At 72.2% G+C, this 12844-nt stretch carries 15 protein-coding genes; 11 read left to right on the forward strand and 4 right to left on the reverse strand.

Translation table 11 applies throughout. The features are described from left to right. Positions 1-25 precede the first annotated feature (25 nt). A complete protein-coding gene (locus tag JNK12_22195) occupies positions 26-472 on the reverse strand; it encodes a DUF2510 domain-containing protein (protein ID MBL8778657.1) in 447 nt (148 codons plus the stop codon). Between the two features lie 175 nt (positions 473-647). On the opposite strand from JNK12_22195, the gene JNK12_22200 reads away from it, so the two are divergent. The 7 genes from JNK12_22200 (at position 648) to JNK12_22230 (ending at position 7081) form a co-directional block, all read left to right on the forward strand. Continuing rightward, positions 648-1760, forward strand: a complete 1113-nt coding sequence (locus tag JNK12_22200; protein ID MBL8778658.1) for an acyl-CoA desaturase — start codon at positions 648-650, stop codon at positions 1758-1760. A gap of 85 nt (positions 1761-1845) precedes the next feature. Next, positions 1846-3306 carry an NAD(P)/FAD-dependent oxidoreductase gene (locus JNK12_22205; GenBank protein MBL8778659.1) on the forward strand — a complete coding sequence of 487 codons (1461 nt, stop codon included), beginning with the start codon at positions 1846-1848 and terminating at the stop codon, positions 3304-3306. Positions 3307-3325: 19 nt separating this feature from the next. Then, complete coding sequence (locus JNK12_22210) at positions 3326-4600, forward strand: NAD(P)/FAD-dependent oxidoreductase (protein MBL8778660.1); 1275 nt, start codon at positions 3326-3328, stop codon at positions 4598-4600. Then, complete coding sequence (locus tag JNK12_22215; GenBank protein MBL8778661.1) at positions 4597-5049, forward strand: DUF1667 domain-containing protein; 453 nt, start codon at positions 4597-4599, stop codon at positions 5047-5049. Before JNK12_22210 ends, JNK12_22215 begins: the two co-directional genes overlap by 4 nt. Before the next feature lie 83 nt (positions 5050-5132). Beyond that, positions 5133-5699 carry a hypothetical protein gene (locus JNK12_22220; protein ID MBL8778662.1) on the forward strand — a complete coding sequence of 189 codons (567 nt, stop codon included), beginning with the start codon at positions 5133-5135 and terminating at the stop codon, positions 5697-5699. 7 nt (positions 5700-5706) lie between these two features. Further along, positions 5707-6111 carry a cytochrome c gene (locus JNK12_22225; GenBank protein ID MBL8778663.1) on the forward strand — a complete coding sequence of 135 codons (405 nt, stop codon included), beginning with the start codon at positions 5707-5709 and terminating at the stop codon, positions 6109-6111. A gap of 25 nt (positions 6112-6136) precedes the next feature. Then, positions 6137-7081 carry a hypothetical protein gene (locus JNK12_22230; protein ID MBL8778664.1) on the forward strand — a complete coding sequence of 315 codons (945 nt, stop codon included), beginning with the start codon at positions 6137-6139 and terminating at the stop codon, positions 7079-7081. 25 nt (positions 7082-7106) lie between these two features. On the opposite strand, the gene JNK12_22235 is transcribed toward JNK12_22230, so the two are convergent. Then, complete coding sequence (locus JNK12_22235; protein ID MBL8778665.1) at positions 7107-7499, reverse strand: hypothetical protein; 393 nt, start codon at positions 7497-7499, stop codon at positions 7107-7109. A gap of 73 nt (positions 7500-7572) precedes the next feature. Between JNK12_22235 and JNK12_22240 the strand changes: the two genes are divergently transcribed. Then, a complete protein-coding gene (locus tag JNK12_22240) occupies positions 7573-7995 on the forward strand; it encodes a VOC family protein (protein MBL8778666.1) in 423 nt (140 codons plus the stop codon). Between the two features lie 39 nt (positions 7996-8034). Then, positions 8035-9558, forward strand: coding sequence for a sensor histidine kinase (locus JNK12_22245; GenBank protein MBL8778667.1), 1524 nt, complete (start codon positions 8035-8037; stop codon positions 9556-9558). A gap of 158 nt (positions 9559-9716) precedes the next feature. On the opposite strand, the gene JNK12_22250 is transcribed toward JNK12_22245, so the two are convergent. Beyond that, positions 9717-9977 carry a WhiB family transcriptional regulator gene (locus JNK12_22250; GenBank protein ID MBL8778668.1) on the reverse strand — a complete coding sequence of 87 codons (261 nt, stop codon included), beginning with the start codon at positions 9975-9977 and terminating at the stop codon, positions 9717-9719. Positions 9978-10223: 246 nt separating this feature from the next. On the opposite strand from JNK12_22250, the gene JNK12_22255 reads away from it, so the two are divergent. After that, a complete protein-coding gene (locus tag JNK12_22255; protein MBL8778669.1) occupies positions 10224-10904 on the forward strand; it encodes a glycerophosphodiester phosphodiesterase in 681 nt (226 codons plus the stop codon). Between the two features lie 90 nt (positions 10905-10994). Here JNK12_22255 and JNK12_22260 read toward each other — a convergent pair whose 3' ends face one another. Next, positions 10995-11912 (reverse strand): diacylglycerol kinase family lipid kinase, encoded by a 918-nt coding sequence (locus JNK12_22260; GenBank protein ID MBL8778670.1) that lies wholly within the window; start codon positions 11910-11912, stop codon positions 10995-10997. Positions 11913-12053: 141 nt separating this feature from the next. Here JNK12_22260 and JNK12_22265 point away from each other — a divergent pair, with 141 nt between their 5' ends. Continuing rightward, on the forward strand, positions 12054-12833 hold the full coding sequence (locus JNK12_22265) for an electron transfer flavoprotein subunit beta/FixA family protein (protein ID MBL8778671.1): 780 nt from the start codon (positions 12054-12056) through the stop codon (positions 12831-12833). Positions 12834-12844 lie beyond the last annotated feature (11 nt).

A 12844-nucleotide genomic window follows, 5' to 3' on the forward strand; every position in this document is an offset into this window, starting at 1 on the left:
TCCTCGCCTGGCCCTGCGCCGCCGGTCAGGGGGCGGCGGTGGTGGGTGTGGGCTCGGTGACGGGGGGGACGGTCACGGGTGGCGTGGTGACCGACGGCGTGACGGGGGTGACGGTCGCCGGCGTGTTGGCCGTGGTGGTGGGGGTCGTCGGCGTGTCGTCACCGCTGTCGCGTGTGACGAGGAAGAAGATCCCGACCGCGACGGCGAGCACGAGGAGCAGGCCGACGACCACGGGCGCGGCCGAACGCGACGGGGGTGCCGGCGGGGGCTGGGTGGGCGAGGCCACCGGCGCCTGCAGTTGGCTGCCCGGGACGGGCGGGATGGTGGCCTGCGACGGGTCGGGCGGGAGGTTCAGGGTGACCCCGCCGCGGGAGATGGCGTCGGTCCACTCGATGCCGTTCCAGTAGCGGCCGTCGCACTGGCCGAAGGGGTCGTGGTACCAACCGGCCGGGGTGGTGTTCATGTCGGTCACGGCGCATCCTCCGCTCACTCGTGCGGCACGCGCCGCCGCGCGCAACGGTACGCGGGGGCGGCGAGCGGGGCGCGCACCCTCGCGCGCCGGGCGCCTACCTACCGGTAGGTAGGCTGACCGGGTGGTTCCCGTGATCGACGACGCATCAGCCCCTGAGACCCTCGGTCTCGACACCATGCGGAGGCGCGACGACGAGCGGGTGAACTGGCGATCGTCGACGCCGTTCCTGCTCGTGCACGCCACCCCCCTCCTGTTGCTCTGGACCGGGATCTCGGCCACCGCCGTCGTCCTGCTGGTGGTCACGTTCTGGGCGCGGATGTTCTTCATCACGGCCGGCTACCACCGCTACTTCGCCCACCGCTCGTACTCGTTGGGGCGGGTGCCGCAGTTCCTGATGGCCCTCGGCGGCACGATGGCGCTGCAGAAGGGGCCGCTCTGGTGGGCCGCCCACCACCGCGACCACCACCGCTGGTCCGACACCGAACGCGACATCCACTCGCCCCAGAAGGGCTTCTGGTGGAGCCACGTCGGCTGGATCCTCTGCGACAAGTACAGCGCCACCGAGACCGATCGCATCCGGGACTTCGCCGAGTACCCCGAGCTCCGCTTCTTGAACCGGTTCGACTGGATCGGCCCGCTCGGCCTCGCCATCGCCTGCGGGCTCATCGGGGGCTGGTCGGGCCTGGTGCTCGGCTTCTTCGTGTCGACGATCCTGCTCTGGCACTCGGTGTTCTTCGTGAACTCACTGGCCCACGTGATGGGCCGGCGCCGCTACGCGACCGAGGACACGAGCCGCAACTCGGCGCTCATCGCCGTGCTCACCCTCGGTGAGGGGTGGCACAACAACCACCACTACGCCCCCCGGTCGTGCCGCAACGGCTTCTACTGGTGGGAGTGGGATCCCACGTTCTACGTCCTGTGGGGCCTCAGCAAGGTGGGCGTCGTGCGCGACCTCCACGGCCTGGCTCCGGGGGCGCGCGAGGCGAACCGGCTGCGCGACGGCGCGTTCGACATCGGCATGTTCCGGGCGAACTGGGCGAAGGCGGCCCGAGCGGTGGCCGATGCCGGGGCGTGGCTCGATCGCCGCAGCGCGGACCGCCACCCGGGGCCGGTCGACGTGACCGCGGCGCTGGAGGCCGACGGTCGCCCGACCCCGAACGTCGCCGCCTCGAAGGTCGCCCTCGAGCGCCTGGTCCACTCCTCGCTCGACTCGGCCTCCGAGCTCGCAGCGGCCATGCGCGCCGCCCAGCGCCGCTCGACGCGCGCCGCGGGCACCTCGACGTCGTAGCCGCGGCCGGCGAGCACGACCGTCCTCGGACCGTCGGACCCTCGGACCGTCGAAGCGGCGGCGAGGCGGCCACTAGCCTCCGGGGGTGGACTCCGGAGCGGCGGGCACCCTCCAGGACGTCGTCATCGTCGGTGCCGGCGTCGTGGGTTGCGCCATCGCCCACGAGCTCAGTCGCACCGGTCTGCGGGTCGCCCTCGTCGAGCGGGCCACCGAGGTCGGATTCGGCACCAGCAAGGCCAACAGCGGCATCATCCACGGCGGCCATCACGCCAGCCCGGACACGCTCAAGGGCCGGCTGGAGTGGGCCGGGAACCAGCTGTGGGACGGCCTCTGCGCGGAGCTCGGCTTCGGCTTCGCCCGGGTGGGTGAGCTCACCGTCGCGCTGGCGGAGGACGACGAGCCCGCCCTCGAGCGGTTGGTGCGCCAGGCCGAGGAGAAAGGTGTCCCCGGGGTCGAGCGCTGGACCCGGGAGCAGGTCCTGGCGGCCGAGCCCGCCCTCAACCCCGCACTCGTGGGCGCGGTGCACGCGCCCACGACGGGCGTCATCAACCCCTACGAGGCCTGCTTCGGCCTGGCCGAGAGCGCCGTGGCGGGTGGGGTCACGTTGTGGACCGACTGCCCGGTCCTCGCCCTGCGCCCGATGCGGGGTCCCGACGACGGTTGGGAGGTCATCACCCCCAGTGCCACGATCGCCACCCGTGCCGTGGTGAACGCGGCGGGCGTCGCCGCCGGCGACATCGCCCGCATGGCCGGCATCGAGGGTGTGCAACTCCGACCCCGCAAGGGTGAGGAGTACCTGCTGGACAAGCGCCTCGCCGGCCTCGTGCACCGGGTGATCTACCCCTGCCCCTCACCGACGAGCAAGGGCACCCTGGTCATCCCGACCTACGACGGCACGATCATGATCGGCCCCACCGCGGACCTGGTCGACGATCCGGACGACCTCACGACCTCGGTGTCCGGCGCCGATCGGATCCTCGCCGCCGCCCGGCGCCTCGTGCCGGGCATCAGCGAGCGCGACGTGATCGCCCAGTTCGCCGGGATGCGGGCGGTGCTCGACGACGAGGACTTCCTCATCGGGCCCACCGAGGCGCCCGGCTTCTTCAACGTGGCCGGCATCCAGTCCCCGGGGCTCACCGCGGCACCGGCCATCGCCCGGTACGTGGCGGCGCTGCTCGGCGCCGCCGGGTTCGACACCGAGCGCGTCAGCGCGGCGCAGCGGGTCGCGCCGCCCGTGCGCTTCGCCCACCTCGACGATGCCGCTCAGCAGGCGCTGGCCGCCGACGAGCCCGCCCACCGGCGCATCCTCTGCCGCTGCGAGATGGTCACCGAGGGCGCGGTCCGAGAGGCCATCGCCCGCGGCGCCCACACGCTCGACGGGCTCAAGTTCCGCACGCGTGCGGGCATGGGGCGTTGCCAGGGCGGGTTCTGCACCGATCGCTGCATGGCCGTACTGGCCGCCGCGCTCGACCTGCCCCTCACCTCGGTCACCAAGCGGGGCGGCGACTCCTGGTTGGTGCTGGACCGCTCGGAGCCCTCGTCGTGACCGGTCCCGGAGCGCAACGATGATCGACGCGCGGCCCCACGTGCTCCACGACCGCTACGACGTGGTGGTGGCCGGTGGCGGCCCCGCCGGGCTCGGAGCCGCGCTCGCGGCGCGAGAAGCCGGGGCCGAGCGGGTCCTGGTGGTCGATCGCGAGCCGGAGGCCGGCGGCATCCTGCTGCAGTGCATCCACGCCGGCTTCGGGCTGCACCACTTCGGCGAGGAGCTCACCGGCCCGGAGTACGCGCACCGGGTGTTGCACGAGGCGCTCGATCACGGCGTCGACGTGCTCTGCGACGCCTACCTCATGGACCTCGCCGACGGCAGGGCGAAGCTCCTCTCCGGGGAGCACGGCGTCGCGTTCGTGGAGACGGGGGCGACGGTGCTGGCCATGGGTGCCCGCGAGCGCACCCGCAGCGCTATCCGCATCCCGGGCGACCGGCCCGCCGGCGTCTTCACCGCCGGTCTCGCCCAGCGGTTGGTCAACCTCCGGGGGGTGTTGCCGGGCCGCCGGGTGGCCATCCTCGGCTCGGGTGACATCGGTCTCGTCATGGCCCGCCGCCTCGCCCTCGAGGGCGTCGAGGTGGTGGGCGTGTTCGAGCTCCTGGCGCACGCCAACGGCCTGGCCCGCAACATCGTCACCTGCCTGCACGACTTCGACATCCCGCTGCACCTGTCCACCACGGTCGTGGGGATCCACGGTCGCGACCGGGTGGACCACGTGACCGTCGCCCCGGTCGACGAGCACCTGCAACCCGTTCTGGAGCGCCAGTGGGAGGTGCCCTGCGACACCCTGCTCATCTCGGTCGGGCTCATCCCCGAGAACGAAATCTCGCGCCAGCTCCGCCTCCGGCTCGACCCCGTCACCCAGGGGCCGGTCGTCACGAGTGCGATGGAGACGTCCCGTGACGGGGTCTTCGCCTGCGGCAACGTGGTGCACATCCACGACCTCGTCGACTACGTGAGCGCGGAGGCGACGGTGGCGGGCACTTCGGCCGGCGGGTACGCCATCGGTCACCGCCCGGCCGCCGACAACGTGTGCCTCCAGGCGGCGACCAACGTCGCCTACTGCGTGCCCCAGACGGTCTCGACCCACCGGGAGCACACGGTGTACCTGCGGGTGCGTCGGCCCCTCGAGCAGTCCACCCTGCGTCTCAGCACCCCCGATGGCCGTGTCGTGCACGAGCGCAAGCTGCGCTACGTCGTGCCCGCCGAGATGGTGCGCCTGAAGCTGCGTCCGGCGCTGCTCGCCGACTTCCACGGCGACGCCCTCCAGGTGGAGGTCGTGGCCCGGTGACCGCGGCCGAGACCCCGATGAACCCGGACCTGAGCCCGAGTTCAAACCCGAACCCGGAGCCGGACCCGGGCGCCAGGGTGACCACCCACGGCTACCTGTGCATCGGCTGCCCTCTGGGGTGCCGGCTCGAGGTGGACGAGGGCGCCGACGGGGACATCGTCGAGGTCCGGGGCTTCAGTTGCCGCAAGGGTCGCACCTTCGCGGTGCAGGAGCACACCGACCCCCGCCGTCTCGTGACCACCACGGTCGCGGTCGACGGTGCCCGGTGGCCCCGACTCCCGGTGCGCACGGTCGAGGCCGTGCCGAAGGAGCTCGTGCTCGAGGTGTGCCGGGAGCTCGCCACGGTCCGCCTCCGTGCCCCGGTGGCCCTCGGCGAGGTGGTGCTCGCCGACGTCTGTCGCACCGGCACGGACGTGGTCGCCACGCGCGATCTGCCCGCGCTCGGCTGACCCGCCCCAGCGCCGTCGGCCCCGGTCTCCTACACTCCCCGAGTCGCCGGTCCGTATGGGGGCGGCGGCCATCCGGGGGGATCGTGACCACTGCGGCGACGGGCGCAGGCTCGGCGAAGGGGACGGGTGCGGTCGTCGGCGTGTTCGTCGCCGGGGCGGCCACCGCGGTGCTGCTCGGCGCCTACGGGCGGGTGCACGACCCCACGGGCGAGACCGCCCTCACGGCGTTCTTCTCGGGTCAGCTCCAGTTCAAGGTCTGGGCCGCCACCCTCGCCGTGCTGTTCGCGGTGGCCCAACTCGTCAGCGCCGGGCGCCTCTACGGGCGGTTCCGGACGCCGGCGCCGCCGTGGTTGGGCGACATCCACCGCCTCACGGGCACCCTGGCCTTCCTCTGCACGCTGCCCGTGGCCTACCACTGCCTGTGGTCGATCGGCTTCGACATCGATCCCGGGGTGAACCGCGTGTTCATCCACTCGATCGCCGGGTGCCTCTTCTACGGCGCCTTCGTCGTCAAGGTGTCGGCGGTGCGCATCGGCCGGCTGGGTTGGCTGCTGCCGTTCGTCGGCGGCACCGTGTTCACGCTCCTCGTCCTGCTCTGGTTCACCAGCAGCTTCTGGTTCTTCACCACCTTCGACGGGTCGCTGCGGTGAGCCGGCGATGACGGCGGCGGGGACCGGGAGGCCGCTGCGGGTCGTGGTGGCGATCGTCGAGGTGTTCGCCGTGCTCGCGACCGTGGCCACCGTCGTGCTCCTCTTCGCCAACGAGCCGGCCGCTCCGCCGGCGGCCGCCCCGGCGGCGGACGGGGCGGCGACGGACGGTGCCGAGCCCGTCGCCCGCGACGGCGCCGCGGTGTACGCCGACGAGTGCGCCGCCTGTCACGGCGCCGACGGTGGCGGCGGCGTCGGCCCGACGCTGTCGGGAGGCGCGGTCGTCGCCGCCTTCCCCGACGCCGCCGACCAGACGACCCTCGTCGTCGAGGGCCAGGGTGGGATGCCGTCGTTCGGCGACCGTCTGAGCGAGGAAGAGATCGCCGCCGTCGTCGAGTACACGAGGTCGCTCTGACATGCGCTGGAGCACGCGTTCCCGGATGACCCGCACCGGCATCGGCCTCGGGGTGGCGTCGCTCGTCGCGGGTGCCGCGCTCGTGCTCACGCCGGCCCTCCTCGCCGTGCCGGTGGTCGGGGTCGCCGCCGAGCCGGCGACGTCGGCGACGTCGGGGTCGTCGGCGGCTGTGACCCAAGGCGCCTCGGAAGCCCTCGAGCACGAGGGCGAGATCTTCAGCTTCGGCATCACCGTGCCCGACGAGGCCATCACGGTGGGGGACACGATCGTCTTCCCGAACAACTCGGATCGACCCCACACCATCACCGACCGCGGGGGCACGTTCGACACCGGGGAGATCCAGCCCGGTTCCTCGGGGGAGGTCATCTTCTCGGTCCCTGGCTCGTTCGAGGTGTTCTGCCGTATCAACCCCTCGACCATGAACGCCCTGGTCGAGGTGGATCCCGGCGCCGACCCGCCGGACACCGTGCGTATCCAGGCCTACGACGAATTCCGGGAAGGGGAGACGCGCCGCTTCGACCCGGCCGACCTCGAGGTCGCGCTCGGCACCACCCTCTCGGTCGCCAACGTCGGTGGGCTCGAGCACTCGCTCGTGGCCACTGACGGCACCCTGGCGACCGGCCCCATCGCGCCCGGCGCGGAGCAGGGCACCTTCGCCGGCACGAGCGCCGAGGTGGTCGCCGACGAACCGGGGACCTTCGAGGTCTTCTGCGAGTTCTTCCCCGACGAGATGCGTGGCGTCCTGCGGGTGGTGGACCCCTCGCCGCCGACCACGGTCGCTCCCACGACCGCTCCGCCGGACGACGGCGGGGAAGGGGAGGCGGCTGCGCCCGCGGCGTCGCCCGCGGAGGACCGCGGCGTCGGCGGCGCCGTCGCCGGGGCGGTGGTGGTGCTCCTCGGCATCGCCGCGATCCTCCTGGCCCTCGTGCCGCGTGGTCGGAGGCGTCCCGCGCCCCCGTCGGCGTTCTAGTCCGCAGGCGTCCTGCCAGAGCGTTCTACGGCGCGGTCGGCTCGTCGAGTCCGAGTAGGTCGACGAGGCCCTGGCAGTCCTCGACGGTCACCGTGAGCGCCGAGTGCGGTCGGGGCCCGAAGCCCTTGACCCGCTCGTGGAAGTGCACGCAGACGCCGCGGTCGTGGTTGGTGCCGAAGGTGAGACCGTCGTCGGCGGCGGACAGCCGGGGGCCGACGGAGGTCCACCAGCGATAGCCCTCGGTGATGTGGCCGCCGGCGACGTTGGCCAGCGGTGTGTCGACCTTCAGGAAGCCGAAGGTCGCCCGGAAGCGGTCGTCGCCGACGTGCACGCCGTCTCGGCCGGGACGGGCCCCGAAGGGAAGGCACACGGCCAAGAAGCGCTTGTCGAACCGGTAGGGGAAGAAGGCGTCGGCCACGCGGGGAACCTACCCGTCCGGGGGCCGAACATACGTTTGCTCCCGGCGGGGTAGGCCTGGGTAAGGTGCGGCGATGGAACAGCGCCTGTCGCTCGTGACCCTCGGCGTCGCCGATCTCGACCGGGCCCGCGCCTTCTACGAGGCCCTCGGGTGGGAGGGCATCGCGGAGAACGAGGTGGTCTTCTTCCCCGCCGGGGGCATGGTGATCGGCCTCTGGAGCCGCGAGTCGCTGGCCCACGACAGCGCCGTGGAGGACGGCGGCGGGTGGGGCGGCATCACGCTGGCCCACAACGTCCGCAGCCCCGAGGAGGTCGACGCCGTCCTGGCCGAGGCCGCCGACGCCGGCGCCACCATCGGACGCCTCGGGGCCGAGACCTTCTGGGGTGGCTACACGGGCGTGTTCCTCGACCCCGACGGCCACGCTTGGGAGGTGGCCCACAACCCCGGCTGGCCACTCGGTCCCGATGGCGAGGTCCAGCTCTCCCTGCCGGAGTAGCACCGCGTCGTCCGCAGGGCGGGGCCGTAGCATTCCGCCATGCCGAGCCTCGCCGAGCTGGCCCGCCGCCAGACCTCCCTCAGCGAGGACGACGTCGCGCACCTCCATCGTCTCGTCGCCAGCTGGGGCCTGCTCGCCGACCTCTGCTTCGCCGACCTCCTTCTGTTCGCCCCGGTCTCGGGCGACGGGGTGGACAGCGCCGAGGAGCGCTTCGTCATCCTCGGCCAGATCCGCCCCACCACAAGCCAGACCCTCTACCGCCGTGACTGGGTCGGTGAGGTCCTCAGCGACAGCGAGCGCCCGCAGGTGGCGCGCTCGTACCGGCTCGACGAGCTCATCGAAGGCGAGATCGAGATCGCGGCCCTGCGCGAGCGCGTGCGGGTCCAGTGCATCCCGGTGCGCCACGACGGTCGCATCCTGGCCGTGCTCACCCGTGAGTCGACGCCGTCGATCGGGCGGGCACCGGGCGAGCTCGAGCGGACCTACGTCGAGCTGTTCAACCGCTTCGCCCGGATGATCGCCGCCGGCGACTTTCCTTTCACCGACGAGCACAGCCGCTCCGAGGAGAACCCTCGGGTGGGCGACGGCACCATCGTGCTCGACCGGGTCGGCCGGATCGAGTTCACGTCACCCAACGGCGTGTCGGCGCTGCACCGCATCGGCATCCACGCCAGCCTGGAGGGCCGCCACCTCGCCGAGCTGGGCCTCGGGGACGACATCGCCCGCACCGCGTGGTCGTTCGCCATTCCCGTCACCGAGGAGGTCGAGCGGGGCACCGGCATCACCGTCGTGGTGCGCTGCATCCCGCTGATCGAGCGGGGCGAGGTGTCGGGGGCGTTGGTGCTGCTGCGCGACATCTCCGAACTGCGCCGCCGGGACCGCCTCCTGCTCTCGAAGGAGGCGACCATCCGCGAGATCCATCACCGGGTGAAGAACAACCTCCAGACCATCTCGTCGCTGCTCCGGCTCCAGAGCCGGCGGCTGTCCAACCCGGAGGCCCGGGCGGCGGTCGACGAGTCGGTCCAGCGCATCCAGTCCATCGCCCTGGTGCACGACATCTTGTCCCGGGAAGCGGGCGAGGTGGTGCCCTTCGTCGACATCCTCCGCCCCCTCCTGCGCATGGTGGAGGAGGGGTTGCTGCCGTCGGACAACCGGGTGCACTTCCGCCTCGAGGGCGGCGCCGGAGAGCTGCCCGCGACGGTGGCCACACCCCTCGCGATGGTGATCACCGAGCTGCTCCAGAACGTGGTCGAGCACGCCTACCCGTCGTCGGACGCACCGGTGTCGGGCGAGGTGGTGATCGAGCTCGGCTACCGCGGGCGCGAGCTCGTGGTCACCGTCACCGACGACGGCGCCGGCCTGCCCCCGGGGTTCTCCATGGAGAGCTCGACGGGCCTCGGTCTGTCCATCGTGCGCACCCTGGTCGAGACCGAGCTCAACGGGACCATCACCATGCACAAGAGCGACGGCCCGGGCTCGGGCACCGTGGTGCAGCTGCACGTGCCGGTCGGGGCGACCTGGCCGATCGCCGCCGAGGGCACCCGGGTGCCCGGCGACGGCTGAGCGGTCGTGCACGCCCCGGGGCGGCGGAGGGGGTACCCGCGCGAGGTGGGGCGAGCGCGTCGACCGGTGCCCGGACGCGGAACGACCCCCCGGGGCGGGGGGTCGTCAGCAGGGTGCGGCGCCGAGGGGGGAGTCGGCGCCGACGATCTGGGGGTGGCTCAGGAGGCCTTGCGGCGGCGGGCCAGCCAGGCCTTGCGCAGCTTGCGGCGCTCCTCTTCGGAGGTGCCGCCCCACACGCCGGAGTCCTGGTTGGTGGCCAAGGCGAACTCCAGGCACTCGGACTGGGCGTCGCACTCGCCGCAGACGGCCTTCGCCGAGGCGATCTGCTCGATGGCCGGGCCCGTGGTGCCCACGGGGAAGAAGAGGTCGGGATCGGTGTCCCGGCAGGCGGCATCAACGCGCCAGTCCTCATTTTCCATGGTTACCGGCAGGGTGAGAGCCACCGCTCCTCCAAGGAGTCGATCACACGTTCGTGATTTCGTTCACATGCCGTCACCACGCGGATCTGCGGCGTTGGTGCGGCGGGGACGGGCGTCACCTTACCGCCCGGTAACAACAGTAGCAAGCAGTTTTTCTCCGAGAGTTCACAGAGTCGTCGAACGGCCGAAATCCCTTGTGCCGCAAGGGGTGAACCCCGTTCACCAACCCCAGGAGCACCTGTTCCCATGACCCTCGTCATCGCCCACCGCGGCGCGTCCGCCGCGTTCCCCGAGAACACCGTGGCCGCCTTCGAAGGCGCCCGAGCGCTCGGCGCCGACTGGGTCGAGCTCGACGTCCGCCGCACCGCCGACGGCGCCCTCGTCATCCTGCACGACGAGGCCCTGCCCGACGGGCGGGCGGTGCACCACCTGCGCCGGTCGGACATCGACCCCGTGGTGCCGTCGTTGGCCGAGGCCCTCGACGCCTGCGAGGGGATGGGCGTGAACATCGAGATCAAGAACCTTCCCCCCGAAGAGGCGTACGACCCCTCCATGGCGGTGGTGGCCGACGTGGTCGCCGAGGTCCGCCGGCGGGGCGACGTCGAGCGCTACCTCGTGTCGTGCTTCGACCTGTCCACCGTCGACGCCGTCCACGAGCAGGCGCCCGAGATCCCCACCGCGTACCTGGTGCTCGACCCGCAGGGCGGCGAGGCGGTCGACGTGGCCGCCGCCCACGGCCATCGGGCCATCCATCCTTGGGTGCCGATGGTCGACGAGGCCCTCGTCGAGCGGGCCCACGCCGCCGGCCTGGCGGTGAACACCTGGACCATCGACGATCCCGCGCGCATCGTCGAGCTCGCCGCCTGGGGCACCGACGGCGTGGTCACCAACGTGCCCGACGTCGCGAGGGCGGCGCTCGACGCCTGAGCGCAGGACTCCTCCCGACTCCTTCCCTCGTTCGGGTACCTACTTGGCAACGCCTGTGTTGCAGACTCGCTACCAGAACGAAGGGTGTGCTCAGAGGGGGAGGACGAGGCGGAGGGCGTCGGGCTCGTGGCGGAAGACGAGCTCGTCGATCTCGCCCAGGTAGTCGCCGTCGACCTGGTAGGGGAACGGTCCGAACCCCTTGACGGTCAGCGCGGACACGTCGGGGCGGTAGTCCACCCACTTCGACGAGCGCAGGCGGGCGCCCGAGCCGAGCGCCGACGACATCAGGCTCAGGAAGCGCAGGGTGCGCATCGAGCGCACGCTCACCGACGTGAGCGGTCGGTCGAGGGTGGCGTCGGGGGCGAGGTTGAAGGGCCGGTTGCCCACGTAGGTGTAAGGGTTCGTGTTGAGCACGACGGTCATGTAGGCGTCGTCGACCACCGAGCCGTCGGCGTGGTGGAGGGCGAAGTGGGGCCGGCTGCGGTCGTAGTGGCGGGCCCACGTGTCGAGGCCGGCGTAGGCGAAGAGGGCGTGGCCGGCGTAGCGCTTCAGTGCGGCACGTCGCTCGACCTGGGCCACCAGGGCGGCGTCGAAGCCGATGCCGACGTGGAACACGAAGTAGCGCCCGTTGACCACGCCGAGGCCGATGGGGCGGATGGTGTCGGCGTCGAGCGCGGCGAGCAGGTCGCCCGTCGCCTCGATGGGGTCGTCGGGGAGGCCGAGCTGTCGGGCGAACACGTTCGTCGAACCGCCGGGCAGCGGCGCGAGCGCGGTGTCGGTGCCGGCGAGGCCGTTGGCCGCCTCGTTGAGGGTGCCGTCGCCGCCCAGGACGACGACCACGTCGGTCCCCGCGGCCGCCGCGCCCATGGCCAGGCGGGTGGCGTGGCCGCGGCGGGTGGTCTCGGCGAGGGTGACCTCGTGGTCCGCGCTGAGGGCCTTGCGGATGACGACGCGCGCCCGGGCGGTGACCGACGACGCCGACGAGTTGACCAGCAGCAGGATCTTCACGACGGCAGCGACAGTACCGCCGCTCGCATCTCCCGCTCTGGTGGGCCGCTCGGGCCCACTTCCCGCTCGGAAGGGCCGCTCGGGCCCGAGAGCGCCCTGCGGATTTGTCGGCCCGCCGGGTCGCGACCGACAATCGACGTCATGAACGTCGTTGTCTGCGTGAAGCAGATCCCTGACCCGGCCGAGCCCGGGCAGTTGGATCCCGAGACCAAGACCCTCAAGCGGGACGGCAAGCTCATCCTCGACGAGTCCGACTCGTACGGGGTGGAGATGGCCCTCCAGCTGGTCGACACCGCCGGTGGTGGCGAGGTGACCCTCGTCTCCATGGCCCCGAACAGCGAGGTCGGCGGCATCCGCACCGCCCTCGCCATGGGTGCGGCCAAGGCCATCCTCGTGTCCGACCCGGCCCTGGCCGGCACGGACTCGCTGGGCACCGCCAAGGTGCTGGCCGCCGCCATCAAGCGGGCCGAGCCCGACCTGGTGCTGACCGCCACCGAGTCGTCCGACGGCTACACGGGCACCGTGCCCGAGCAGCTCGCCGGCCTCCTCGACCTGCCCTCGGTCACCTTCGCCAAGCAGATCGCCGTGGGCGACGGCAAGGTGTCCGTCCAGCGCCAGACCGAGCAGGGCTTCGACGACGTCGAGTGCCCGATGCCGGCCGTGGTCTCCGTGACCGCCGGCGTGGTCGAGCCCCGCTACCCCTCGTTCAAGGGGATCATGGCCGCCAAGAGCAAGCCGGTCGACGAGCTCACCGTCGCCGACCTCGGCCTCGACGCCGGGTCGGTCGGCTGGGCCGGTGGCCAGCAGGAGATCGTCGACGTGTCCGCCGCGGAAGCCCGTCAGGCCGGCGAGATCATCGAAGACGAGGGCGAAGCGCACCTCAAGATCGTCGAGTTCCTCGACCAGCTCAAAGTTCTGTAGGAGGACTGATC

This window comes from Acidimicrobiales bacterium, from assembly GCA_016794585.1.
GTDB lineage: Bacteria > Actinomycetota > Acidimicrobiia > Acidimicrobiales > DATDAH01 > JAEUJM01.